Annotated in this window: 20 protein-coding genes; 7 read left to right on the forward strand and 13 right to left on the reverse strand. The window is 58.5% G+C overall.

Translation table 11 applies throughout. From position 1 onward, the window contains the following. Positions 1-31: 31 nt before the first annotated feature. The 3 genes from AC4FIA_RS16445 to AC4FIA_RS16455 form a co-directional block, all read right to left on the reverse strand. Complete coding sequence (locus tag AC4FIA_RS16445; RefSeq protein WP_490366737.1) at positions 32-1,051, reverse strand: ABC transporter permease; 1,020 nt, start codon at positions 1,049-1,051, stop codon at positions 32-34. 159 nt (positions 1,052-1,210) lie between these two features. Continuing rightward, positions 1,211-2,164, reverse strand: coding sequence for a substrate-binding domain-containing protein (locus AC4FIA_RS16450; RefSeq protein ID WP_490366738.1), 954 nt, complete (start codon positions 2,162-2,164; stop codon positions 1,211-1,213). Between the two features lie 101 nt (positions 2,165-2,265). Next, the gene (locus AC4FIA_RS16455) at positions 2,266-3,294 is read right to left on the reverse strand and encodes a sterol desaturase family protein (protein WP_490366739.1); all 1,029 of its coding nucleotides are present in this window, start codon (positions 3,292-3,294) and stop codon (positions 2,266-2,268) included. Positions 3,295-3,469: 175 nt separating this feature from the next. Between AC4FIA_RS16455 and AC4FIA_RS16460 the strand changes: the two genes are divergently transcribed. After that, a complete protein-coding gene (locus tag AC4FIA_RS16460) occupies positions 3,470-4,498 on the forward strand; it encodes a LacI family DNA-binding transcriptional regulator (protein WP_490366740.1) in 1,029 nt (342 codons plus the stop codon). Between the two features lie 15 nt (positions 4,499-4,513). On the opposite strand, the gene AC4FIA_RS16465 is transcribed toward AC4FIA_RS16460, so the two are convergent. The 6 genes from AC4FIA_RS16465 to AC4FIA_RS16490 form a co-directional block, all read right to left on the reverse strand. Further along, positions 4,514-6,403, reverse strand: coding sequence for a bifunctional sugar phosphate isomerase/epimerase/4-hydroxyphenylpyruvate dioxygenase family protein (locus tag AC4FIA_RS16465; RefSeq protein WP_490366741.1), 1,890 nt, complete (start codon positions 6,401-6,403; stop codon positions 4,514-4,516). A gap of 55 nt (positions 6,404-6,458) precedes the next feature. Further along, the gene (locus AC4FIA_RS16470; protein ID WP_490366742.1) at positions 6,459-7,322 is read right to left on the reverse strand and encodes a shikimate dehydrogenase family protein; all 864 of its coding nucleotides are present in this window, start codon (positions 7,320-7,322) and stop codon (positions 6,459-6,461) included. After that, the gene (locus AC4FIA_RS16475; protein WP_490366743.1) at positions 7,322-8,833 is read right to left on the reverse strand and encodes a tripartite tricarboxylate transporter permease; all 1,512 of its coding nucleotides are present in this window, start codon (positions 8,831-8,833) and stop codon (positions 7,322-7,324) included. The genes AC4FIA_RS16470 and AC4FIA_RS16475 overlap by 1 nt, the downstream gene beginning before the upstream one ends. Further along, positions 8,833-9,399 carry a tripartite tricarboxylate transporter TctB family protein gene (locus AC4FIA_RS16480; RefSeq protein ID WP_490366744.1) on the reverse strand — a complete coding sequence of 189 codons (567 nt, stop codon included), beginning with the start codon at positions 9,397-9,399 and terminating at the stop codon, positions 8,833-8,835. Before AC4FIA_RS16480 ends, AC4FIA_RS16475 begins: the two co-directional genes overlap by 1 nt. 109 nt (positions 9,400-9,508) lie before the next feature. Next, complete coding sequence (locus AC4FIA_RS16485; RefSeq protein WP_490366745.1) at positions 9,509-10,510, reverse strand: Bug family tripartite tricarboxylate transporter substrate binding protein; 1,002 nt, start codon at positions 10,508-10,510, stop codon at positions 9,509-9,511. Positions 10,511-10,630: 120 nt separating this feature from the next. Further along, complete coding sequence (locus AC4FIA_RS16490) at positions 10,631-11,557, reverse strand: LysR family transcriptional regulator (protein WP_490366746.1); 927 nt, start codon at positions 11,555-11,557, stop codon at positions 10,631-10,633. A gap of 110 nt (positions 11,558-11,667) precedes the next feature. Here AC4FIA_RS16490 and AC4FIA_RS16495 point away from each other — a divergent pair, with 110 nt between their 5' ends. Further along, positions 11,668-13,371: an FAD-dependent oxidoreductase gene (locus AC4FIA_RS16495; RefSeq protein WP_490366747.1), complete on the forward strand. Its 1,704-nt coding sequence runs from the start codon at positions 11,668-11,670 to the stop codon at positions 13,369-13,371. Next, on the forward strand, positions 13,368-14,171 hold the full coding sequence (locus AC4FIA_RS16500; RefSeq protein WP_490366748.1) for a sugar phosphate isomerase/epimerase family protein: 804 nt from the start codon (positions 13,368-13,370) through the stop codon (positions 14,169-14,171). Before AC4FIA_RS16495 ends, AC4FIA_RS16500 begins: the two co-directional genes overlap by 4 nt. A 5-nt stretch (positions 14,172-14,176) precedes the next feature. On the opposite strand, the gene AC4FIA_RS16505 is transcribed toward AC4FIA_RS16500, so the two are convergent. The 3 genes from AC4FIA_RS16505 to AC4FIA_RS16515 are packed head-to-tail and all read right to left on the reverse strand — an operon-like array spanning position 14,177 to position 17,267. Beyond that, positions 14,177-15,010, reverse strand: a complete 834-nt coding sequence (locus AC4FIA_RS16505) for an HTD2 family dehydratase (RefSeq protein ID WP_490366749.1) — start codon at positions 15,008-15,010, stop codon at positions 14,177-14,179. After that, entirely contained in the window at positions 15,007-16,107 is a 1,101-nt protein-coding gene (locus tag AC4FIA_RS16510; protein WP_490366750.1) for a CaiB/BaiF CoA transferase family protein, read from the reverse strand. The genes AC4FIA_RS16505 and AC4FIA_RS16510 overlap by 4 nt, the downstream gene beginning before the upstream one ends. Beyond that, positions 16,107-17,267, reverse strand: a complete 1,161-nt coding sequence (locus AC4FIA_RS16515) for an acyl-CoA dehydrogenase family protein (protein WP_490366751.1) — start codon at positions 17,265-17,267, stop codon at positions 16,107-16,109. Before AC4FIA_RS16515 ends, AC4FIA_RS16510 begins: the two co-directional genes overlap by 1 nt. Before the next feature lie 105 nt (positions 17,268-17,372). On the opposite strand from AC4FIA_RS16515, the gene AC4FIA_RS16520 reads away from it, so the two are divergent. Beyond that, entirely contained in the window at positions 17,373-18,296 is a 924-nt protein-coding gene (locus tag AC4FIA_RS16520) for a LysR family transcriptional regulator (protein ID WP_490366752.1), read from the forward strand. Between the two features lie 9 nt (positions 18,297-18,305). On the opposite strand, the gene AC4FIA_RS16525 is transcribed toward AC4FIA_RS16520, so the two are convergent. Further along, complete coding sequence (locus AC4FIA_RS16525) at positions 18,306-20,435, reverse strand: hypothetical protein (RefSeq protein WP_490366753.1); 2,130 nt, start codon at positions 20,433-20,435, stop codon at positions 18,306-18,308. Positions 20,436-20,915: 480 nt separating this feature from the next. Here AC4FIA_RS16525 and AC4FIA_RS16530 point away from each other — a divergent pair, with 480 nt between their 5' ends. From AC4FIA_RS16530 to metG, 3 genes are all read left to right on the forward strand, one after another. Continuing rightward, the gene (locus AC4FIA_RS16530; protein WP_287474411.1) at positions 20,916-21,305 is read left to right on the forward strand and encodes an SH3 domain-containing protein; all 390 of its coding nucleotides are present in this window, start codon (positions 20,916-20,918) and stop codon (positions 21,303-21,305) included. A 76-nt stretch (positions 21,306-21,381) separates the two neighbouring features. Continuing rightward, a complete protein-coding gene (locus AC4FIA_RS16535) occupies positions 21,382-21,975 on the forward strand; it encodes an ImuA family protein (RefSeq protein ID WP_490366754.1) in 594 nt (197 codons plus the stop codon). A gap of 72 nt (positions 21,976-22,047) precedes the next feature. After that, on the forward strand, positions 22,048-23,760 hold the full coding sequence (gene metG / locus AC4FIA_RS16540) for a methionine--tRNA ligase (RefSeq protein ID WP_490366755.1): 1,713 nt from the start codon (positions 22,048-22,050) through the stop codon (positions 23,758-23,760). The last annotated feature ends 207 nt before the right edge of the window (positions 23,761-23,967 follow it).

Genomic DNA, 23,967 nt, shown 5'->3' on the forward strand with positions numbered 1-23,967 from the left:
TACAGGAGCTTTATCAGACATCGTTAAGACCTCACTTCTTCTTGGACGTCGACGCGCTGGTCGCGAGGTTACGGAAGGTGTCATTCATCAGAACCGCGATCAGAAGAAGCGCGCCGATGAACAGCATGTTCAGGTCTTTGTCGAAGGTGGTGAAGTTGATGCCCTGGAACACGATGCCGAATGTCAGCGTGCCGAACACAACCCCTGTCACTGTCCCGAAACCGCCGGTCAGAAGCACGCCGCCAACAACCACACAGATGATGGTGTTAAAGATCATACCGAACTGGGTTGTCGTACTTGCCGTGTTCGCCAGAACCGCTTCGGTCATGCCGACCAGTGCGGCGGCCATGGCTGACAACATAAACAATGCGATCTTCAGACGGTTGGTCGGGATACCTGCGTTGCGGGCGCTTTCCTGATCACCGCCCATGGCAAAGATCCAGTTGCCCCAAGGCGAGACGTGCAGGATGTAGAAGCACATGATCGCCACAACGATCCAGATAAAGAACGAGCTTTGCAGGCTGCGGAAAATCGTGAACGCGCTTTCGCCCTCACCGATCACCAGCGAATGGTAATCACCCATCAGGAATTCAGAGATGACACCCGCGTCGGGCAGGCTGTGCTGCGTGGTGCCCGCGATCTGCTTGGAGATATAGGCGTTCAGACCGGCCACAACGAAGAGCGTGGCAAGGGTTACGATCAGCGACGGCACCTGCGTGCGGGTCACAAGCATCCCGTTGATCCAGCCGATGGCGGCGGCGACAGCAAAGCTGAACAGGACTGCGACCCAGAAATTGAAACCGAAGATCTCGACCGCCATGGCCAGCACGATACCACCGGCAGGGATAACCGCCCCGACCGAAATATCCAGCTCGCCCGCGATCATGAGAAATCCGATCGGAATAGCGATAATACCCACCTTGGAGGCGAAGTTGAGCCAGGTCGATGCGCCGAGCGGTGTCAGAAAGTTCTTATCCCAACCGAAGAAGCTGAAGAAAAGAAAGATCAGTACGAAACCGGCTGCCGCGCCCGCTTCTGGGCGTCTGAACAAGCTGAGGAGTGAAAACCCTCCTTCTGAAGACTCGTTCTTTGTTGATTGTGTGTCCGCCATTTTATTCCCCAAGGTGAACTTTTGCCTTTTGCGCATATCCGATGTTACGGGCGCAATGAGTTGCCCGGCCAGCATGGGCCGGCCGGGCGAATGTGCTGATTAGCGTGCGCCGAGTGCTGCGCCTGCTTTGACAGCGTCAACGTTAGCTGCGTCGATAATCGCCGGACCGGTCAGAACCGGATCTGTCGAAATCTCTGTGCCAAACTTCAGGTTGGCGAACAGCATGGACGTTGCAAGGAAGCCCTGGAGATAAGGCTGCTGGTCGATAGCCATTGTCTGGGTACCGGCCGAGATACGCTCGAGCGATGCGGGCGAGAAGTCGAAGGCGGAAACCATGATGTCCAGACCGGTCTGCTCAACTGCGTTTGCACCCGCTGCCGCACCGAAGTCCGCGCAGGATACCATCGCGTCGATCGAGCTGTCGCCGATGAATTCCGCTTTCAGCGCCTCGGCTGTACCTGTGACGTCACCGTCAAGGTTCGCAGGTGTGTTCAGAACAGTCACTTTCGCGCCAGCCGCTGCGGCACCGTCGGTTACACCGCGGCAACGCTCTTCAAGGTTGATCGCACCCGGAACCTGGATGTGGCAAAGGATGTGCTTCGCGCCCTTTTCAGCAAGGTACTTACCACCGCCGAAGCCCGCTTCGTATTCGTCGGAACCGAAGTAGTTGATCGCGTTGATGTCAGCTTTAACCGGCAGACCCGAGTTGTACTGCATGATCTTGATGCCCTGCTCACTTGCTGCTTGCAGCGCGGGGATCTGTGCGTCCGGAACCCAGACGGGGATCGCGATGCCGTCAACGCCCTGTGCAACCGCCTGGTTGATCAGTGTCACCAGATCGGGACCGAAGTTTTCATAGTTCTGTGTACGCAGGTACTGAACTGTACCGCCGTTGGCTTCGACCATGTGTGTCGCGTCATCGACACCTTTTTTGATCTTGTCCATGAACGCATCTTCGACAGAGCCCGCGATAACCGCGATGTCCTGCGCATATGCGCCCGTTGCCATCAGCGTGGCGGTCGCAGCCGCCGTGATGATTGCCTTCAGTTTCATGTCATTTCCTCCCTAGTGGTCCCGTTCCTCTTACGGGTGACATTGGTTGTGGCCGTGGGGCCGTTTTGCGCCTCCCAGCGCAGCTCTTCAGGTCAGTCGACCTATTCCGCAGGCGTTGCCGTTGGTTTTCTTGAATTCTGCTTTTCCTTTTTCTTGCGGAAACGCGCCTTCATCTTCTCGTCCGCCTCTTTCGAGCCGTCGTGCCAAGTGCCGAACAGCATATCGAGGGGCACAACACCGTCGCCGCCGTAGTTCACCTCAAAGTACTTGTGGTGCAGGTAGTGAACGTAGGCGTGGCTATCCAAAGTGGTGTCTTCGGTCAGTTCGAGTTTCTCGAAGCCAAGGTGACCGTTGATCGCCCCGAAGCCAGCCGCGTGCAGCGTGAAATACGCGCAGATCGGGTTGGACGGGATCAGCAGGTGCAGCCACGCCTCGGCCATGTAAGGAAAACCTTCACCGGGGTGCATCGACAGCGACGACCATGGGCTCGGGTTGATCGAGTTGTGGTGAACGGAATGGATGTGTTTGTACAAGAACGGCGTATGGATCAGGCGGTGGAGACAGAAGAAATAGATCTCATGTACGGCCGGTGCCAAAAGGATCACCACCGTCAGCCAGACCCAATGCGTCGTCCATGGCAGCCAGACGGCCCAGCTATTGGCATAGGCCCATAGCATCACAATCTCGACGACCGTCCACAGCGGCACGGTGATAAAGAACGACCGCAGGAAGTTGTCGATGTTCTGGCTTTTGAACCAGAAGACGTCTGACGGGTTTTCCGACGGGAACTTGCCGTTGTACTTGAACCGGTTCCCCTGCTTGCGCTTGACGTAGTAGATCAGCTCGAAGCTGCCCAGAAAGACAAACAGTCCAGCCGCGTTCAGGCCATACAGCCAAAAGTAATTCGTGATGGAAAGCGTCGCGAGGCTTTCCCAGCTCGGGATCAGCAGCGTGACCCAAATGATCGCTGTCGCCAGATGGAACGCATTCCACGGCCACAAATACTCCGGCACCCAGGCAAGAACCTTCCGAAGGCTGAATGGGCGCTGCCAGATAGGAGCTGGCTTGGCTTGTTCATTCGGGGCCCAATTGCCGCGTTTGTCGCGTGTGCCGTAAAGCAGATCGTCCATTCATTCCCTCCCATCCGCAATCAAGCGCCACTTGTTAGCGCTAAGATTTGCTGGACCTGGGTTCTGCCAGAACGACACATTTTCGATCAATAGTCTGATACATTTCGTTGCAATTTCGTTTCAAAACATGTCAGATCATTTCCTGAATGAGATAAAATGATACGAAAGAGGCACAATGAAACGCCCCACCATTCCCGATCTCGCCGAAGCCGCTGGGGTTTCGGTTTCGACAGTGAACAGAATCATCAACGGCGCCCAAAACGTGCGCGAATCGACGCGGGAATCGGTGCTTAGAACGGCTGAAGAAATCGGCTTCTATGGCCTTGGTGCCATGACGCAATCCGTTATGGCACAACGAAAAACCTATCATCTGGGTGTTCTGCTCCAGCAAAGCGGCAGGACGTTTTACGACGAACTCGGGAATGCGATCCGCAGCGCAGCTGAGATGCATCCGAATTGCCGGATCAAACTGACGCTCGAGTTCGTCAGCAACCTTTCACCTGAAAACGTGGCCCAACAGATCATCTCATTGGGTGAAAGATGCGAATCGATTGCCGTTGTCGCGGCACAGCATCCTATCGTCGCCAATGCCATCGACACGGTTCTGGACAACGGCGTGCCAGTCGCGGCCCTGATCGGCCCCCTGTCAGCGCGCGGGAATGTCAGCTTTGTCGGGCTTGATAACTGGAAGATCGGCCGCACCGCCGCGTGGGCCTTTGACAAAATGGTCCGCAATCCCGGCAAGATCGGCATCCTTGTGGGCAACCACCGCTTCCGCAATCAGGAAATGAACGAAAGCGGCTTCCGGTCCTATATGCGGGAATACAATCCCAACTTCACCCTGCTGGAACCTCAGGCGACCTACGAGTCCGCCGCTGCAGCCCGTGATATCGTTGAGCAGATGCTGCGCGATCACCCTGACCTGTGCGGCCTTTTCATCTCGGGTGGCGGGATCACGGGGGCCATCGGTGCCCTGCGTGACAATCCGCGTCGCGATGATTTCGTGGCTGTCGGCTATGAGCTGTTCGATGTCACCCGCAGCGCGCTGGCTGACGGGACACTGACCATGCTGATCGCCCACCCGATGGAGGCCTTCGCCCGCGAAGCCATCGCCACCATGATCAAGTCCAAAGACCTTGGCCCAGCCGCAGGGGCGCAACGGGTAGCCTTGGGCTTTGACATTTTCACACCGGAAAACATCTAGGCCCGACCCGACGCCTTACGACTTGGGCATGCCCTTTGGGCGCATCAGGCGTTTCTGCGCCGCGATGCGGAACGGTGCGTTCGGCGCGCCATATCCGTCGTATTGATCGACGCGTTGCACGATCTCGAAAAAGAAGCCGCCCGCAAAAGGTTTCGAATAGAACTGATAAAACCCGCCCTGCCCGTCTTCATCGTACAGGATGTGATAGGCTTTAAGTTTCTCCAAATGAGCATCATCAATCGCGAACCGCGCCTTCAGATCGCGGTAGTAGTTGCCTGTCATCGGCAGCGGTTCGAACCCAAGGCCCGCCATTTCCTCAGCCGTGGCAAAGATATCGTCCGCTTGGAATGCCAGATGCTGTACCGCGCCACCAAAGCTTTCGGCCAAGAAGCTGCCCGCCAGCGTCCGGTGCGTTTCCGCGCCGTTCAGCGTGATCCGCACCTGTCCGTCCGGCGTTTCAATCGCCTGACTGCGTACCAACCCGTCAGGGTCGATCACGTCATTCATCGGCGCGCGCTTCATGTCGAAAATCGAGGTGTAGAACAGCGACCAGCTGAGCATTTCATCATAGTTCATCGTCTCGGCCACATGGTCGATCAGTGACAGGCCCACTTTATTCTCGGGCCCTTGCCCGAATGGCCGGAATTCCACGTCCCACACATCGCTCAGACCGCTGGCGTCGTCGATAAAGTGCAGCACACTGCCGCCGACACTGCGGATTGCAGGGATTTCCAATTCACCGGGGCCAACTGGCTGGCTGAACAGGTCCTCGCCCAATGCTTTGGCGCGGATGGTCGTATCAGTCGCATTGGACACGCGCAGCCCTACGTCGCAAACCGAGGTGCCGTGCATCGTGTACGCCGATCCGGCAAAGCCGGTTCCTTCCTGGTTCAGCACGATACGGATATCGCCCTGCTGCCAAAGCGCCACCTTTTTCGACACGTGGTTGCCCACGTGTGTAAAGCCCATCGAGGACAGCAATTTGCCCAGAGCTTCAGCCTCGGACCCGCGCGTGGTGAATTCTACAAACGCCACGCCATCAACGGTCAGACGCGCCGGAATATCCGGAACAGTGGCCGCGATATCGGGCTCGGATCGGCGCACGTCGTCCATCAGGGCGATCAACGACCGATAGCCATCCCGCGCCAACCCGACGGGGCGTCCGCCGCGGAACTGGTCGTTGAAAATCTCAAGACTAATCCAGTCGTCATAACCGGTGGCGGCCACCGCACGCATAAAATCGGTCACGGGCAGATCGCCTTCGCCCGGCATGTTGCGGAAGTGGCGCGACCAATAGAGCAGATCCATGTCGATCAGCGGCGCATCGGCCAACTGCACGAACACGATCTTGTCCGACGGGATGCTGCGGATCGAGTTCGGATCAATCTTGCGCGACAGCGTGTGGAAGCTGTCCAGAATGATACCCACATTGGGATGATCGGCACGGCGCACGATTTCCCATGCATCGCGGTGATCATGGATGTGACGGCCCCATGCCAGCGCCTCATACCCGACCTGAATGCCGTAAGGCTTTGCGATTTCACCCAGTTCCGCAAAATCATCTGCTGCACGATCGATCCCGCCGACCGAGGCAGGATGCACCGTGGAACAAACCAGAATACGGTCTGTGCCCAGTTCGGCCATCGTGTCGAACTTGGCCTTTGCGCGGTCAAAGGCCCGCTGACGCAGATCGCCTGTCAGGCCTTCAAAATCGCGGAATGGCTGGAACAAGGTAATCTCGAGCCCATGATCACGGATCATCTGGCCGATTTCACGCGGGGTGCCTTCGTCGGCGATGAAATCCTGTTCAAAGATTTCGATGCCGTCAAAGCCAGCCTTGGCAATGGCATGCAATTTTTCCCGAAGGTTTCCGGAAATCGAGACGGTCGCGATTGAAGTCTTCATCTTTTGTCCTTCTCTGTCACACCAGCGCCGGCATCCCCGCGCCTTGATCGCCGCGTTAAGCGGACTTCAGCTCTGGCTCGACCGATTCAAGCAGCGCTGTGCGCAGCCCGTCCTGATCCAGCGGCGTGCCAGAGAAATGAGCCCATGCATGAACGCCTTGGAAGAAAAACAACTCGTAACCGGAAATCACGTCCAGACCGGCAGCCTCGGCATCGGTCAGGAATTGCGTATCAACGGGCGTATAGACCGCGTCAAAGGCCCATTCCGCGCCGTCCATTGCCGACGCCACCAGCGGTGTGCCGCCATAGCCGACCATGCCAACAGGTGTGCCGTTCAGCAGACCTGTTGCACCGGTTGCAGCAACGACCGCGTCTGTTTCCACAACGATCTTGGTGTTGCTGCCCAAAGCTGCCAGCTCATCCGCCAGCGCCTTGGCCTTGTCTGCTTCACGGTCCACCAGCCGCAGTTCCGACGCGCCCAGTTCGACCAGACCAAAGGCAAGCGCACGTCCCACACCGCCGGTGCCAATCAGACAGCAAACGCCCGGCGCTTTGTCAAAACGGGCCTGACGATAGGCCGCGATAAAGCCGCTGTAATCGGTGTTCTGGCCTTTCGGACCGTCGGCCTCGAACAGAACAGTGTTCACAGCACCGATGGCGCGGACCATCGGATCGTCGATGGTCACAACCTTGGCCGCGCGTTCTTTGTAGGGATAGGTCACGTTGATCCCGCGATAGCCGCGCTCGACGCATTTGCCGAACACAGTATCGAAATCTTCGTTCATATCCTTCGGGATCAGACGGTCATACTGCACCTCCATGCCATTCTGCTGGCCAGCCAGCCGGTGCAGCAAGGGAGAGCGGGACCGCGCGATATTGTCGCCGATCAGACCCAGTTTAAGATCCGGCTTGGCCGTCATCAGGTGTTTTCCTTTTTAGCGAAGATGCGGGATTTGCCCCATGCCCAGACCGGTGTCTGGCTGACAAAAATCAGAACCACTGCGATCAGAAGAACGGTGGACAGCGGGCTGCCGAAGACACCGGCAAAGAAGTTGCCCAGATCTTCACGCTCCGAAATGATCGCGCGTCGCCAGTTGTCGTCCAGAAGGCGCGACAGGATCACGCCCAGAATGACCGGCCCCAGCGGATAGCCGTAGTGGCGCATGAAGTAGCCAAAGACACCAAAGCCCAGCATCCAGTAGACATCGGTGATCGAGTTGTTCACCGCAAACGCACCCACGATTGACAGCAGCATGATCAACGGGATCAGCACGCTGCGGGGCATTTCGACGATCTTGGTGAACAGCTTGATCCCTGTCAGGCCGAACAACAGCATAAAGCAGTTCGCCATGACCAGACAGCCAACGATGAACCAGAACATATCCGGCTGGTCGATCATCAGCATCGGGCCGGGGTTCAGGCCGTGAATGAACAGCGCACCGATCATGATTGCGGTGACCGCATCACCGGGGATGCCCAGTGTCATCATCGGGATAAAGGCCCCGCCCACGGCGGCGTTGTTGGCGGTTTCGGGTGCCACAAGCCCCTCCATCGCGCCATCGCCGAATTCACGATCAGGGTTCTTGGTGACACGCTTGGCGTGGTCATAGGCCATCAGCGCCGCGATATCGCCACCAGTGCCCGGCAGTGCGCCAATGGTCACCCCGATGGCCGAGGTCTGTACAGACAGCGGCAGGTGTTTCTTGACCGTCGCCAGCGACGGCACAATACGGGTGATCCTTTGGCGCACAGCGTCTTTATCGACGTGGTGAAGTTGCAGCAGCGCCTCGGACACGCCGAACATACCGATCATCACCGCGATGAAGGAAATGCCACCCTCCATCAGACGGAAGTCAAAGGTGAAGCGTTCCGCAAATGTCAGCGGGTCACGGCCCACAGCGCCAATGGCGATGCCCAAAGCACCGGCAAAGATGCCCTTCACAAGGCTGCCTTGGCTGAGCGAGCCCACAAGCAGAATGCCTAGGATCGCCAGCAGCATGTAGTCACGCGGCTGAAATTTCAGCGCGAAGTCCGACACGAAGGGTGCCGCCAGCGCCAGAACGCCGATACCGATAAAACCACCGATGAAGGACATAACAGTCGTCACGCCAATGGCTGTACCCGCCTCGCCGCGTTTGGCCATGGGATAGCCATCCAAAGCCGTTGCAATCGCCGAAGGTGCACCGGGGATATTCAGCAGGATCGCCGTCCGCGAGCCGCCGTAAACGCCACCCATATAGATGCCGATCATCAGCGAGATCGCCGGATAGACATCCCACGAGAAGGTAAAGGAAATCAGGATCGACACGGCCATCGTCACCGACAGGCCGGGGATCGCACCGACATAGACACCGGCAAAGGTGCCAAGACCAACCAGCAGCAACAACTGCGGGTCCGAAAAAACGGTCAGGAAGTGCATCAACGTTTCCATCACTGCGCCCCCCCTGCAAAGACGTTACGGAAAAACTGGATCAACTCGGCCTCGGGCACGATGCCTGCGGGCATCAGAACGGTGAACACGATGCGGAAGATCAGCCAGACCACCACAAGGCTGAACACCGCGATGCCCACGGTCCAGACCCAACTTCGCTTGCCAAGGATCTTGATCGCGGCGATCAGGAACAGCGCCGATGTGGGCAGAAAGCCCAAGGGTTTCAGCAGAAAACCGAAGGCCACCAGAAACAGCGCGAACATCACAACAGTCAGCGGCAGGATGTCTTTGATCAGGCTTTCTGTGCGATCCAACGGTAAATTCGCCGTGTTCCACAGAATGACAGCCGCACTCAGCACCATGGCCGCCGTTGTGGCCATCGGGATGGCCCCTGGTGAAGACAGGGCGTCAAAGCCCGCAATGCCGTAGGCGCTGTTCAAAAGGAAAAGGCTGGCCAGCAACATCACAAGGGCAAAAACCAGCTCTCCCGGTCTGCGCTTGTCCGGCTCTCCGCCGGGTGTGGCATCGGACGTGCCATCGTGGTGTTCCGGATCGATGTGTTGCATGGGCCTCCCCCAGTGTTGTCGTCTTAAAGTCAAAGGACGCCGCACCTCTTTTATGAAATGCGACGTCCAAGGTCCGGCAGGTCACAGGGACCTGCGACGGGGATGGTGCTTATTCGCCCGGACGCGCGATGCCGAATTCCTCGGGCGACGCTTTGGTCAGACCTGCGTCCTGCAGAAGCCATGCTGTGCCTTGCTGCCACTTGGACAGGAACGCATCTGCTTCGTCACCGGAGATACCCATCAGGGTAAAGCCGCGGCCTTCCATCAGCTCGATGAACTCGGGGTTCTTCGCGCCTTCGGCATAAGCAGCAGACAGTTTGGCAACCGCGTCGTCAGGTGTGCCTTTGGGTACGAATACGCCAAAGAACGGGCCCCACGGCAGGTATGTGTTGTAACCGTCGTTTACCTCTGCAACGGCCTCAACGCCCGGCAGCTTATCGTTTTCGGCTGTGTCGAAAACGGCCAGTGCCTTCATGTTGCCAGCGCGAACGCTTTCGATCGCCGCACCCAGAACCGCAGGCATCACGTCGATTGCGCCGCCTTGCAGACCTGTCAGGGCCGGGCCGTCACCGTCGTAAGGAACCGCGATAACGTCCAGTTCACCTTCAACCGCGTTGATCATCGCTGTCACAACAGACGGCAGACCACCGGGGCCAGTGGAACCAAAGCGCACTGTGCCGGGGTTTTCTTTTACGTAGGCGATCATCTCGGAGTACGAGTTGAAGGGCGCGTCGTTGTTCGCAACCAAGAGCGGCGTGCCGCGTGCCAGGATGTTGATCGGAACGAATTCGCCATAGTCTTTGTCGCCCAGACCCATGATCTTATAGAGCATCGGGTTTTCTGCGCCCATCAGAACGGTGTAACCGTCTGCATCGGCGTCAGCGACGTAGTTCAGCGCGATCGCACCAACAGCGCCTGTCATGTTCTGCATGACAACTGTACCGCCAAGCGCGGCTTCGGCGTGCGGGGTGACCGAACGCATAACAGTGTCAGTCGAACCACCAGCACCCCACTGGATGATGCCCTGAATTTCTTTTTCGGGGTATTCGGCAGCAACGGTTGTCGCGGTCAAAGCCAGCGCACTGATGGCGCCGATAAGATAACGTTTCATGGATGTCCTCCCATCAAGTCACGTTCACTTTCGCCGGCAATTCCAGCGAATGACCCTAGTGTCATGAGCCTGATGGAAAATAACTGCAAATATCAATTATTAGCTGAGATTAACAAGATGTTAATAATGTGAGCGGTACCACGGCCCATCTTCGACCGCTTTGGCCAATTCACGCCGAAATTGCTGGATAGTGAATTCGGCAAAGTTGGACAGCACCCGCCCCTTTTTGCGCACCACGAACGTGGAAATCGGGATGTGCTGTTCCAAAGGTTTACGAACCACACCCGGCATATAGACCTCGGCCACGGAAAATTCGTCGATAACGGCCACGCCCAACCCGTGGCGCACAAGGCTGACCACCGTTTGCGCGAACCTGCCGCGCATCGAGTGCTTCAACTCCAGCCCCGCCTCGGCAAAGGGCTGACTGATCAAACGGCCATAGGGATCGTTCGGATCGATCCCGATCATGTCTTCTTTGGCCAGATCATGAACCGAAATCGCCTGCTTCTCGGCCAGTCGATGACCTTCGGGCAGAATCACCACCAACCGCCCTTCGGCAATATGGTCATTCTCGACCGCTGCGTTCTGCACCGGCGAACTCATGATCACGAACTCGCCCCGTTCCAGCAGCAGATAATCCACCGTTTCTTCGATTTTCAGGATGTTCAGATCGATAAACAGATCGGAATACCGCGACCTGACCCGTTTCAGCACCCGCGCCGCGATGAACTGGGCGATAGACGGGGCCGAGGCGAAGGCCAGCACAACATCATCGCCCTGCTGCAGCGCGCCCACCGCGCTTTGCAGGTTGGCCACGCCTTTATAGACCTCGCGCACCTGATCAAAGACCTTGCTGGCCTCGATCGATGGCACGAACAGCCCAGCCTTGCGTTCGAACAGGCGGATGCCCAGCGACTCTTCGGTATGTTTGACCAATCGGCTGATGCCCGGCGCAGACACGTTCAGCATGTCGGCCGCCCCGCTGATCGTGCCGGTCATCATCACGGCACGGATCACTTCGATTTGTCTAAGCGTCATTTCGGGCATGACTGCACCTCCTCGCCGCGACTTAACACGATGTTAAAAAGGTGCAAAGAAAAGCATTTGACGTTACAGGCCACCGCCCCTGATTTTGGCGCAAAATCGGGAAGCTTTCTGTGCAAACGCATTCATCATCCACTTCTGAAACATGCGACCTCTTGGTGGTCGGCTCGGGCGCTGCAGGTCTTGCTGCGGCGGTCACGGCGGCAAAATCGGGTCTGCATGTGATCCTTGCCGAAAAAGAACCCGTGATCGGCGGCACCACGGCATGGTCAGGCGGCTGGATTTGGGCCCCCTGCAATCCGGTCGCAAAACGCCACGGCATCGACGAAGACACCAGCGGACCGCGCACATACCTCGAGGCCGTTTTAGGCAACAATTTCAATCCTGAACTGGTCGACGCCTTTCTGCAGGCCGCCCCCGAAATGGTTGGTTTCTTCGAAGACAAAACCGACCTGACTTTCGACTGCGGCGCCGTGATCCCTGACACCTACAGCCACCAACCCGGCGCAGGATTTGGCGGGCGGTCTGTTATCGCGCAACCCTATGACGCGCGGAAGCTGGGCAAGGATTTGGGCCTGCTGCGCAAGCCCATGCGCGAAACCACCTTTTGGGGGATGACCATTCAGGCAGGCCCCGATCTGCGCGCCTTTATGACGGTGATGCGGTCGGTGAAATCGCTGGCTTATGTCACCCGTCGCGTGACCCGCCATCTGATGGATCTGGCCCTTTACGGGCGGGGCATGCAGCTTCGAAACGGCAACGCGCTGGTCGGGCGGCTGCTGCGCAGCGCGCTGGATGCCGGTGTCGATATCCGCCCTGAACACGCCGTCGCCCGTCTGATCAAAAACGACGGCAAGGTCGAAGGGGCCACGCTGCACACGCCAGATGGTGAAATCGATATCCTTGCCGGACGTGGCGTCGTGCTGGCCAGCGGTGGCTATTCCCACGACCTGCCCCGCCGCAACCGAACCTTCCCGCACCCCGAAACCCATCGCGCCCTTGCGACCGAAGCCTCCACAGGCGACGGGTTGCGACTGGGCGAAGATGCAGGCGGCCATCAGGCCGATGATCTGGCGTCCTATGGTGCGTGGTGCCCAGTGTCCGAGGTGACTTGGCCGGATGGCAAAACAGGCGTTTTCCCCCACATCATCGACCGCGGCAAACCCGGCGTGATTGGGGTGCTGGCGGACGGGAAACGGTTCTGCAACGAAGGGCTGGGCTATCACGACTACGTCCGCGACATGCTGACGGCGCTGCCCGTAGGCGCCCAAGCTTCCTCTTGGCTGATCTGCGATCACCGGTTCTTGCGCCGTTATGGTCTTGGCATCGTGCGCCCTGCACCTGTGCCGCACCAAAGTTGGATCAAGTCCGGCTATCTGAAAACCGGCAAAACCGTCGCCGATCTGGCCCATGCTTGCGGCATTGATCCCGCCGGTCTTTCCGACACTGTCACGGCCTACAACGACCACGCCGAAAATGGCGAAGACCCCGCCTTTGGCCGTGGCACGACGGCCTACATGCGCCTTCAGGGCGATCCCGACGTCACACCCAACCCCAACGTCGCCCCGATCCTCAAAGCGCCGTTCTACGCGGTCAAAGTCATCCCCGGCAGTTTCGGCACCTTTGCGGGCCTGCAAACAGACGGTTCAGCCCGCGTTCTGGATGACACCGGCACGCCCGTCCCGGGCCTTTATGCGGCAGGCACGGACATGGCCAGCGTCATGGGCGGGCACTACCCCGCCGGCGGCATCAATCTGGGCCCCGCCCTGACTTTCGGATTTATTGCAGGCCGCCACGCAGCAGAAAGCTCATCATGACACGGCTTCTTTCCCTCGCCCATCTGACCGCGATCACCCTTCCCCCGCCGGACTTGATCCACGCGGCCGCGGACGTGGGTTTTGACGCCGTGGGCCTGCGTCTGATCCGCGTGACCGACGCCAGCCCCGGCTATCCGCTGATGGACGATCCCGCCATGATGCGCGCCACCAAGGCCGCGCTGAAAGACACTGGGCTGAAGGTACATGACATCGAGTTCGTCAAAATCGAACCTGACACCGATGTTAAGTCCCTGATCCCCTTCCTCGACGCAGGTGTCGAATTGGGCGCTCGCGAAGTGATCACCGCGCCCTATGACCCCGACCTCAACCGCCTTGCAGACCGCTTGGGCCAGTTATCCGATTTGGCACAGGAACGCGGATTGAACGTGTCGTTCGAGTTCTTTCCGTGGACAGTTGTGCCCGACCTGACGTCCGCCTTGGCTTTGGTCGAACGCGCGGGGCCTGAAGTGGGCATTCTCGTCGATAGCTTGCACTTCAACCGATCAGGCAGCACGCTGGAACAGCTACGGGCCATCCCGCGCGACAGACTACGCTTTGCGCACCTCTGCGATGCACCCGTCATGCCGAGCTATACAACCGACGACCTGCTCTTCGCAGGCCGCGCCGAACGATTGGCGCCGGGTGAAGGGGCCATCCCCCTGCACGATTTCGTTGGCGCTTTGCCGGATGATTTGCCTTTAGGTCTGGAAGTACCGATGACCGGCCTACTCGAGGCCGAAGGCCCGCGCGCAGTCTTGCAACGGGTTATGGATGCGACGCAAAAAATTCTGGCATCCTGACCGGCTCACCACCCCGCCCAGGCCTCCATCGACACGGGGCCACCTTCCGGCACGGTCCATAGCTTCATCCCGTCCCCCCCCTTACGGGCGTGCAGGGTAATTTCCGTACCATCAAAGGCCGGTGCCAAGCCGCGGAAGCGGAAGGTTTTGGGCGGTTTCCCTGCGATCTTTCCCGCGAAGTGGCACATCAACGTCGCCTTCATCGGACCGTGCACGACCAAGCCGGGGTACCCTTCGACCTGTTGCGCATAGTCGCGGTCATAGTGGATGCGGTGGCCGTTGAATGTCATGGCCGAGTAGCGGAATAGCAGCGTTGGGGTGGGCATAAAGCTGGTTGTGTGATCGCCCTGCGGGACGTCCCCGACCGGCTTCGGCGCGGCCCCGCCAGAGCCGTCTTCGCGGTAAACTAGATCCTGCCGCTCCATCACGGCCAACTCTCCGGCGCCACGGATTTCATGTTCGACGGTGACGAAACACAAAGGCCCGCTGCGCCCTTGTTTCATCACCACGTCCTTGATCACGGACTTGCGCGTAACCTCTTGCCCAACCCGCAAAGGCGCGTGGAATTCCAGCGCGCCACCGGCCCACATGCGGCGGGGCAAAGGCACTGGAGGCAGAAAGCCACCGCGCGCCGGATGGCCGTCGCGGCCCAGCGCATCCATCGGCGCGGCGGGCTGGGTCAGGCAGAAATGGATCACCTGCGGGGCGATGTCACCGTCGGACACCTCGGCACCCAAAGTCGTGCAGAATTGCTTGACCAGCGTCGGCGACAGACCTTCAGAGGCGGTTTCTTCACGCCCGATCCAGCTGCGCAGGTGGTCGATATCGACGTCGGTCATGTGGAAGCTCCGGTAGGTTTCAAGGCGGGCACGGGGCCATAATCACGGTCTTCACCAGCGAACCGCACGCCCGGTGCGGGCACTGATACGGGGCCATTCGGGCTGTCAAAACAGATACGGCGCAAATGGGGATGATCGCTGAGCGCGGCCATGTCATTCACCGATGCCAAGGCGATTTTGGCCTCGGACAACAGACGGACCGCCTCGGTGGCATCGTACCGCGCGAACGCCTCGGCTACGATCGCATCCGTCTGATCGCGGTTCTGTACCCGCACCACATTGGTGGCAAAACGGGGGTCTGTCGCCAGATCAGGCTGACCGATAAATCGGTCACACAGAACCTGCCATTCGCGGTCGCTCTGAATCGAGATCAGGATATCCGCGCCGGATTTGGGCGAGAACACCCCGTATGGCGCAATGGACGGATGCGCCAACCCCATGCGTTTCGGGCTATTGCCGCCTTCGTGGTTCAACAGCGGCACCGCCATCCATTCGGCGATGACGTCAAACATCGACACCTGAATTTCGGCCCCCTGCCCTGTGATGCCACGACGGATCAGCGCCTCAAGGATCGCGGAATAGGCGGCAGCACCTGTGGCGATGTCGACAACAGAGACACCCACACGAGACGGCTCGGTCGGGCCACCCGTGACGGAACACAAGCCAACCTCGGCCTGAATCAACAGGTCATAAGCCTTGCGATCGGCCATTGGCCCGCTTTCGCCATAACCGCTGATGGAACAGGTGATCAGGCGGGGGTTTGCTTCACGCAAGGCGGCAGGCGCAAAGCCCAAACGATCCAGCGCCCCAGGCTTCAGGTTTTGCAGCAAAACATCCGCCTGTCCGATCAGATCGGCCAGAACGCCCTTATCGGCGTCCTGACGCAAATCCAGCGTGACGGTGTCCTTGCCACGGTTCAGCCAGACGAAATAGCTGGATTGCCCTTTGACCGCGGCATCATAGCCGCGCGCAAAATCGCCCTCGGGCCGTTCGACCTTGGTGACCTTGGCACCTGCATCCGCCAGACGGGACGAGGCGAAGGGCGCCGCGACGGCCTGCTCGATAGCAACAACATTGACGCCCTCAAGCGCCCGCATCAGAAGGACCTCGGCATGCCAAGCACGTGCTCGGCCACATAGGACAGGATCAGGTTCGTCGAAATCGGGGCCACTTGGTACAAACGCGTTTCGCGGAACTTGCGTTCGACATCGTATTCATTGGCAAAGCCGAACCCGCCGTGGAACTGGATGCAGGCGTTGGCCGCTTCCCAGCTGGCTTTGGCGGCTAGATACTTGGCCATGTTCGCCTCTGACCCGCAGGGTTGGCCCGCATCGAACAGTGCGGCGGCCTTGCGGCACATCAGGTTTGCTGCCTCGACCTCGATGAACGCCTCGGCAATCGGGAACTGCACGCCTTGGTTCATCCCGATGGGACGACCAAAAACCTCGCGTTCGTTCACATAGGCCGTGACCTTATCAGTGAACCAATAGCCATCCCCGATACATTCCGCGGCGATCAGGGTCCGTTCGGCGTTCAGACCGGTCAGGATGTATTTGAACCCCTTACCCTCTTCCCCGATCAGGTTTTCTTCCGGAATTTCCAGATTGTCGAAGAAAAGCTCATTGGTTTCGTGGTTGACCATGTTCGGGATCGGTTTGACCTCCATCCCGTTTTTAATCGCCTCTTTGATATCGACCAGAAAGATCGACAGACCTTCGGACTTCTTTTTGACCTCAGCTAATGGTGTGGTCCGCGCCAGAAGGATCATAAGATCGGAATGCTGGACGCGGCTGATCCAGACTTTCTGGCCATTGATGACGTATTTATCGCCTTTCTTGACGGCGGTCGTCTTGATCTTGGTGGTGTCCGTGCCCGTCGTGGGTTCGGTCACGCCCATGGATTGCAGACGCAATTCGCCGGTCGCCAGTTTCGGCAGAATACGCTGACGCTGTTCTTCGGACCCGTGTCGCACCAGCGTGTTCATGTTGTACATCTGGCCATGGCACGCGCCCGAGTTTCCGCCGGCGCGGTTGATCTCTTCCATGATCACGCAGGCCTCGGCCAGCCCAAGACCCGAGCCGCCGTATTCCTCGGGGATCAGCGCCGCCATCCAGCCCTCTTTGGTCAGCGCATCGACGAAATCTTCGGGGTATCCGCGCTGTTCATCGACCTTGCGGTGATATTCGGCGGGGAACTGGGCACAGAGCGCACGCACGCCATCGCGGATGTCTTGGTAATCGTCTTGGATCAGGGTCATTCAGGTCCGGTCCTTTTGCAGGTTCAGACCAGATAGGACTACAGGCTATCATTTATCAAATATATGATGCATATACGCTCCATAACAAATTGATATGGATCGCCTGTGGACCTGCGCCAGCTTCGCTACTTCCTTGCTATTACCGACCGCGGTTCGATCACCGGCGCGGCCGAGGTGTTGGGCGTGGCGCAACCTGCCCTGTCTTTGCACCTGAAGAATATGGAGGCCGAACTGGGCACCAAGTTGCTTGAGCGGCACGCGGCTGGCGTCACCCCGACCGAAGCCGGTCGCCTGCTGGCCTCGCGCGCCCGCAGCATTCTGGATGACGTCGCCCGCATGACCGATGACATCCGCACGTTAGAGGCCGCCCCGACAGGCACCGTGCGCATCGGTCTTCCCGGCACGATCGCAGAACTTGTCGCCCTCCCGTTGATCGAGGCGGTCCACGCCCAGTACCCCGGGGTGACATTGAATATCCTTGAGGGGATGAGCGGCTTTGTGTCCGACTGGCTGACCGAAGGCCGCGTGGACATCGGCGTGCTTTACAGCGCCCCGAAGGGATCGGATGTAACATCGCAGCCGCTACTGGATGAAGAACTAGTACTGATCCTTGCCGCCGACGCAGACAGCCCGACCGAAATCGCCTTGCCGGATTTGGACGCCATGAAAATGGTTCTGCCCAGCCCCGCCCACGGCCTGCGGGCGTTGATCGATCTGGCCTTGGGGGAAATCGACGTCACGCCACAAATCGCCGTCGAAATCGACGCCTACGCAAGTATCAAAAGCCTTGTGTCTTCGGGCTACGGCGCATCAATCCTGCCTTACCACGCCGTCGCGCGTGACGTGTCCCATGGCCGCCTGAAAGCCGTGCATGTCACCACCCCCGGACTGTGGCGCCGTGTGCATCTGGTCGCACAAAGCAACCGCCCCGCCACCCGCGCACAGACAGCCGTCAGGGATGTGCTGCATTCGGTTATTCAGAAACTGCTAGAGGACGGCCACTGGACCGGCGCCCGCCCTGCTGGTTGATCCAAAAGCTTACAGAACCCAATCCGTGCCGTCGGCAAAGGTCACTTGTTGGATCCCGATCAGTTCAACATGCTGACCGCCATCGGTCGATAGGCGGAACCCAGTTCGGCCGTAATCATCGGTGAACATGTTGATATTAAGATCGGCTTGGGTCCACTCTGTCAGAATGACGTGATCCCAGTCGGCTCCCTCCTCATAGAACGCGTTGCCAGTGACAACCAAAGTGCGCTCGCCGTGAAACGGATCGCTAAGCGCCAATTCAAGCGTGTCGCTGCCAGCGCCAAGCGAGATATAGCCGCCCGCACCGCCCGGATATTGTTCGTAGTAGATGTCGAGTTCCTCTCCCAGATCACTTGGGATCGGTGCACCAGCAGGCAAACCAGACGTATCTATGATTAGATAGTCGTCACCATCACCCGCATCCACACCTAAGTTAACATCATATCCAGCGGCATTTCCTGTACTGGACGTCGCGACAAAGCGGAAAGTGTCGTTGCCTGTGCCTAGGTAAACGTTCGGCTGCAACAACAGCTGCGTATAGTCGACCGTTCCGTCCCAGATAAATTCGATATCAACCACATCATGGCCGGACCCAGTATCCACTTCCGGCGAATGCCATCCGATGATCGATGCGTCCTGACGGATCACGACCTGATCGCTCTGCGCACCGGTATCGATCATGGTTCCCAACAGGACGGTCTCCTCCGCTCCTGTCATGTCAATAATCACAACATCTTCACCGTATCCGGTCTCAATGTCGTTCAGCATGAAGTACTGTTGAGTCGCCCCTTGTAGTTCGAAGACAAGCGTGTCTGCACCAATTCCGCCAGATGCTGAATAGCCCCCGTAAATCGAACTGACGCTATCGGTATCGATTACAAAACCATTGATACTACCGGCAGAGATATAGCGTGCGTCATCACCCAGCGTGTATTGCCACATCGGCTCAACTAGATTTGGATCAAAGCCTGCCGGGACGTCCAAAATCTCTGTGCCGTAGTCGACAATATCCTCAGGAGCAAAGGTGACCGACGACAGATCAATGTTGCCATTTTCATCCAGAACCGATGCACGGACCCGCTCGGTCGCGGTGCCCGATACATAAACGTCAATATCAGCAGTTGTGGCAGATGTCGCTCCATGGCTGTCCACGGCCTGCACTTCCACGATTGCCCACGCTTCTTCGTCTGTTGTCATTGCAAGAGGAAGTTGCGCCCCTGACATGACCAAGTTTGTGCCCTCGGTCGTGAATTCCAGAGGAAAACTGTGGTACGTGTAGTTCTGGGTGACCGAGACGATTTCATAGTCCAGCGTCGTGCCGTCATCGTCGCTGTCGATATCGTCACCAAGGCTGGACAGATCGAACACGTCGCCATCGACCTGATCGGTCCTGAAGCTGGCCCATGATCCGATGGTCGGCGCATCGTTCTGGCCGATGATGACCAGATCAAAGGTGATCGCGCGGGTTTCCTCTTCGGTGTAGCCAAAGAAATCTTCCGACGACGTTGTGGTCGCCAGCAACGTGACCGTCTGAACGTATTCTTCGCCTTCGGCCAGCGATACGTCGCCTTCGACGTAATCATAAGTGAACTCGTACACGCGCTGCACCGAATGTGCGCCGTAGCGGTTTTGATCACTGTCGAGGTTCTGCAAAATGGTCAGGTCCGCATAGTCGCGATCCTGCGACCAGAGACCTGTCTCGAATTTTACGTCAACGTCGGTGTCATCAAGATCCTGAATGATCAGATCAAAGCTGTCGGTCTCATCTTCATAGACAACAAACCGTTCCGGCGCATCCGCGATGATTTCCATCGGCGTGTCCTGGCCCAGAACAATCGTTGCGTCGTCGAACTGCAGGATTTCAACACTGCTGAGGGAATCCTCGCCATCGGCGCCAGTGGTATCCAGAATGGTCCAGTCGACGCCGCGTTCGTGCAGTTCGATGTTCCAGTCATAATCCCAGACCGACCCGTTTAGGATCAGCGTGTCAGTACCTTCGCGGCCTTGAAACAGCTCGTTGCCGGATGTCGAAGTGAACACGTCATTGCCGTTCGTCCCGCGAACCTTGCCGCCGCCACTGTCGGTGGTACCGTCCCCACCATCGTTGCCGCCTTTACCTTTACCGCTGGGCTTCGCCATAATTCTCAAGCTCCAAATGACTAATAAAAATTGGAATCAACCCTAACGGGATTGCGCTGAAAGGTCCAATAAAACCGACAATTTACGCATTTTGGAAACGCAATTTCGCAGCCCCAACAACAGTCAAAACAACTCTAACTGTGATACCCAGAAATGCTGCGTGACCTCCTCTCTGCGGTCACAATGCAGGCGTGACGAACGTCGTTCACGCTTGACCTTTTCGCCACAGAGGCGCACATTTTTCCATATTTCTGGAAAAATTAAATGAATATTAAGTTTTTATCCCTTCTCGGCTCTGCTGGTGTATTTATTGCGGCTATCGCAAAGGACGATTTGAGCTACACGCCATCGTCCGCTCACACCGTAACGCCCCGCCCATATGAGTTGAAAGCTGTCGAATCTGAGGTTTCTAGATCCCAAGTCACCCCTTTGCAGAAACCATCCGCGACAACGCGAATCCTTTACGTTTCTGGCTCTGTCGTGAACGTTCGGGAAGGGCCCAAAACCAGCTACCAAAGGTTGTTCCAGTTGAAAAACGGCGAAACCGTCCGCGAAATAACGCGATCCAATGGCTGGGTGAAAGTCTCAGCCGACGGCCGCGTTGGATGGATGCATGGGGATTACCTGAGAGCCTTTGGAACCGAGGCCAAAAAGAAGCCAGAAGCAATCAAAGCGACTGTAAAAAAACAGGCCAGCCCCCGTTGCGACCCAAATTACGCAGGTGCCTGTGTTCCCATCGCAAGCGACGTCGACTGCTCAAGCGGACGCGGCAATGGTCCAGCCTATGTCAGAGGACCGGTGCGTGTGATCGGTCGCGACATCTACCGTCTGGATGGCGACGGCGACGGTATCGGCTGCGAACGCGGATAGGGCGTCAGATTGTGCGCCACCAAAACCGCCGCTGAACAGCCTTGAGAACATTTAGCGAACGTTTATATTCACCCACATGACTCATGCCCTGCTGAAACGGACCACACACAAACCGCCACCAGCCCTGACGCTGTGGGACGATATCGCCTTGCCGGTCTCGCGGGTGCATGAACTGTGCGGACGGGCGCGGCGTACTTTGGCTTTGCGTATTGCGGCCAAAACGGGCGGACCTGTGCTGTGGATCGCCCCTGCGTGGGGCGCTGATCCGTTAAACCCTGTGGCGATGGCCGATATCGTGCCCCCGCGCAATCTGGTCTTTGTCACCCCCCGCCGCCCCGAAGACCTGCTCTGGTCCATGGAAGAGGCGTTGCGGTCCGGCGTGGCCCCCGTTGTGATCTGCGATCTGCCCGGCCCGCCGCCCCTGACACCAGTGCGTCGACTGCACCTTGCCGCGCAAAGCGGGGCCGAGCTGGGCAAATGCCGCCCCCTTGGTCTGCTGCTGACGCCGGGCGATGGCGGCGCGGCGGGTGTGGAAACGCGCTACCGTATCGATCCGGCGCACACGCCCGACAGCCCCCGCTGGCGACTGGACCGCCTGCGCGCCCGAATGGCCCCGCCCAAAAGCTGGCAATTAGGCCCCAACGGGCCTGCAAAGCCACAACAGCCGTGACGCACACTTTCCCCCGCCCGCGACATAAGTTAAGGGACAGATCAAACGCGACTTTCGCTTAGGGACAGGCATATGGCACGGCATCTTATCACCTCGGCAATTCCCTACATCAACGGGATCAAACACCTCGGGAACCTTGTGGGCTCTCAGTTGCCCGCCGATCTGTTTGCCCGCTACCAACGCGCCCGCGGTAACGAGGTGATGTTCATCTGCGCCACCGACGAACACGGCACCCCCGCCGAACTGGCAGCCGCCAAAGCAGGCCAGCCCGTCGCGGAATACTGCGCCGAAATGCACGAGGTTCAGGCCGAGATCGCCAAAGGCTTCCGCCTGTCTTTTGACCATTTCGGTCGCTCGTCTTCGGAACAGAACCAGAAGCTGACCCAGCATTTCGCAGGAGTTCTGGCCGAACGCGGCCTGATCCGCGAAGTGTCTGAAACACAGATGTATTCCCACGCCGACGGCCGTTTCCTGCCCGACCGCTATATCGAGGGCACCTGCCCCAACTGCGGCTTTGAAAGTGCGCGCGGCGACCAGTGTGACAACTGCACCAAACAGCTGGACCCCGTTGACCTGATCAACCCGCATTCCACAATCTCGGGTTCGACCGACCTGGAAATGCGCGACACCAAGCACCTGTATCTTTGCCAGTCCAAGATGAAAGATACGCTGGACGCATGGATCGACAGCAAAACCGACTGGCCCATTCTGACCACCTCGATTGCCAAAAAATGGCTGCATGACGGTGACGGCCTGCAAGACCGCGGCATCACCCGCGATCTGGATTGGGGCGTGCCCGTCAAAAAAGGTGACGAAGACTGGCCCGGTATGGAAGGCAAAGTGTTCTACGTCTGGTTCGACGCGCCCATCGAATACATCGCCTGTGCTCAGGAATGGGTCGATGCGGGCAAAGGCTCCGATTGGGAACGCTGGTGGCGCACCGACAAGGGCGCGGATGACGTGACCTACACCCAGTTCATGGGCAAGGATAACGTCCCCTTCCACACCCTGTCCTTCCCCGCGACGATCCTTGGCTCGGAAGAGCCGTGGAAGCTGGTGGATTACATCAAATCCTTCAACTACCTGAACTATGAAGGCGGCCAGTTCAGCACGTCACGCGGGCGCGGTGTGTTCATGGATCAGGCGCTGGCGATCCTGCCGTCCGACTACTGGCGCTGGTGGCTGCTGAGCCACGCGCCCGAAAGCTCGGACGCCGAATTCACCTGGGAAAACTTCCAGACCGCTGTGAACAAAGACCTTGCCGACGTGCTGGGCAACTTTGTCAGCCGCGTCACCAAATTCTGCCGTTCGAAATTCTCCGAGGCTGTCCCCGCGGGCGGGACTGAGACCGCGCGCGAAGAACAGCTGCGCGCCGATCTGGCGGCGAAACTGGCGGAATACCAGACACATATGGACACGATCGAGGTCCGCAAGGCCGCCGCATCGCTGCGCGCGATCTGGGTTCTGGGCAACGAATACCTGCAAGAGGTCGCCCCTTGGGCCACGTTCAAGGAAGACCCCGATCAGGCCGCAATGCAGATCCGCACGGCGCTGAACCTGATCCCGCTCTATGGCGTTTTGTCCGCCCCCTTCATCCCCGACGCCGCCGCTGTGATGCTGGAAGCCATGGGCGCCGAGGGCACCGACTGGCCGTCCGATATCGCCGCTGCGACCACAGCCCTAGAGGCCGGCCACGCCTTTACCGTGCCAGAAAACCTGTTCCGCAAGATCACAGATGATGAGCGTGCGGAATGGCAGGAACGGTTCTCGGGCAAGCGAGACTAAGTCTTAATCGACTAAGGACCAAAGCGCGGAATCAAGGCTGAAGGCCGCCGCGCATCGACGACGCGCGCCCACGCGGCGGCGATTTGTCGGGCTTGGCGCACAGCGCTGAACTCCTTCGGATTTGGCTGGGATAAATCGAGGAGTTTATAGGTCCGGATCGCCACCGCGCGCGCCGTCCATGCTTGCTCATCAACCTTCTTCGGTATC

The organism is Thalassococcus sp., from assembly GCF_982780845.1.

Coding starts and splice junctions, on each gene's coding strand:
- AC4FIA_RS16450 (WP_490366738.1), bottom strand. CDS start 2,164: ATGAAACTGAAGGCAATCATCACGGCGGCTGCGACCGCCACGCTGATG.
- AC4FIA_RS16455 (WP_490366739.1), bottom strand. CDS start 3,294: ATGGACGATCTGCTTTACGGCACACGCGACAAACGCGGCAATTGGGCC.
- AC4FIA_RS16460 (WP_490366740.1), top strand. CDS start 3,470: ATGAAACGCCCCACCATTCCCGATCTCGCCGAAGCCGCTGGGGTTTCG.
- AC4FIA_RS16465 (WP_490366741.1), bottom strand. CDS start 6,403: ATGAAGACTTCAATCGCGACCGTCTCGATTTCCGGAAACCTTCGGGAA.
- AC4FIA_RS16470 (WP_490366742.1), bottom strand. CDS start 7,322: ATGACGGCCAAGCCGGATCTTAAACTGGGTCTGATCGGCGACAATATC.
- AC4FIA_RS16475 (WP_490366743.1), bottom strand. CDS start 8,833: ATGGAAACGTTGATGCACTTCCTGACCGTTTTTTCGGACCCGCAGTTG.
- AC4FIA_RS16480 (WP_490366744.1), bottom strand. CDS start 9,399: ATGCAACACATCGATCCGGAACACCACGATGGCACGTCCGATGCCACA.
- AC4FIA_RS16485 (WP_490366745.1), bottom strand. CDS start 10,510: ATGAAACGTTATCTTATCGGCGCCATCAGTGCGCTGGCTTTGACCGCG.
- AC4FIA_RS16490 (WP_490366746.1), bottom strand. CDS start 11,557: ATGCCCGAAATGACGCTTAGACAAATCGAAGTGATCCGTGCCGTGATG.
- AC4FIA_RS16500 (WP_490366748.1), top strand. CDS start 13,368: ATGACACGGCTTCTTTCCCTCGCCCATCTGACCGCGATCACCCTTCCC.
- AC4FIA_RS16505 (WP_490366749.1), bottom strand. CDS start 15,010: ATGACCGACGTCGATATCGACCACCTGCGCAGCTGGATCGGGCGTGAA.
- AC4FIA_RS16510 (WP_490366750.1), bottom strand. CDS start 16,107: ATGCGGGCGCTTGAGGGCGTCAATGTTGTTGCTATCGAGCAGGCCGTC.
- AC4FIA_RS16515 (WP_490366751.1), bottom strand. CDS start 17,267: ATGACCCTGATCCAAGACGATTACCAAGACATCCGCGATGGCGTGCGT.
- AC4FIA_RS16525 (WP_490366753.1), bottom strand. CDS start 20,435: ATGGCGAAGCCCAGCGGTAAAGGTAAAGGCGGCAACGATGGTGGGGAC.
- AC4FIA_RS16535 (WP_490366754.1), top strand. CDS start 21,382: ATGACTCATGCCCTGCTGAAACGGACCACACACAAACCGCCACCAGCC.
- metG (WP_490366755.1), top strand. CDS start 22,048: ATGGCACGGCATCTTATCACCTCGGCAATTCCCTACATCAACGGGATC.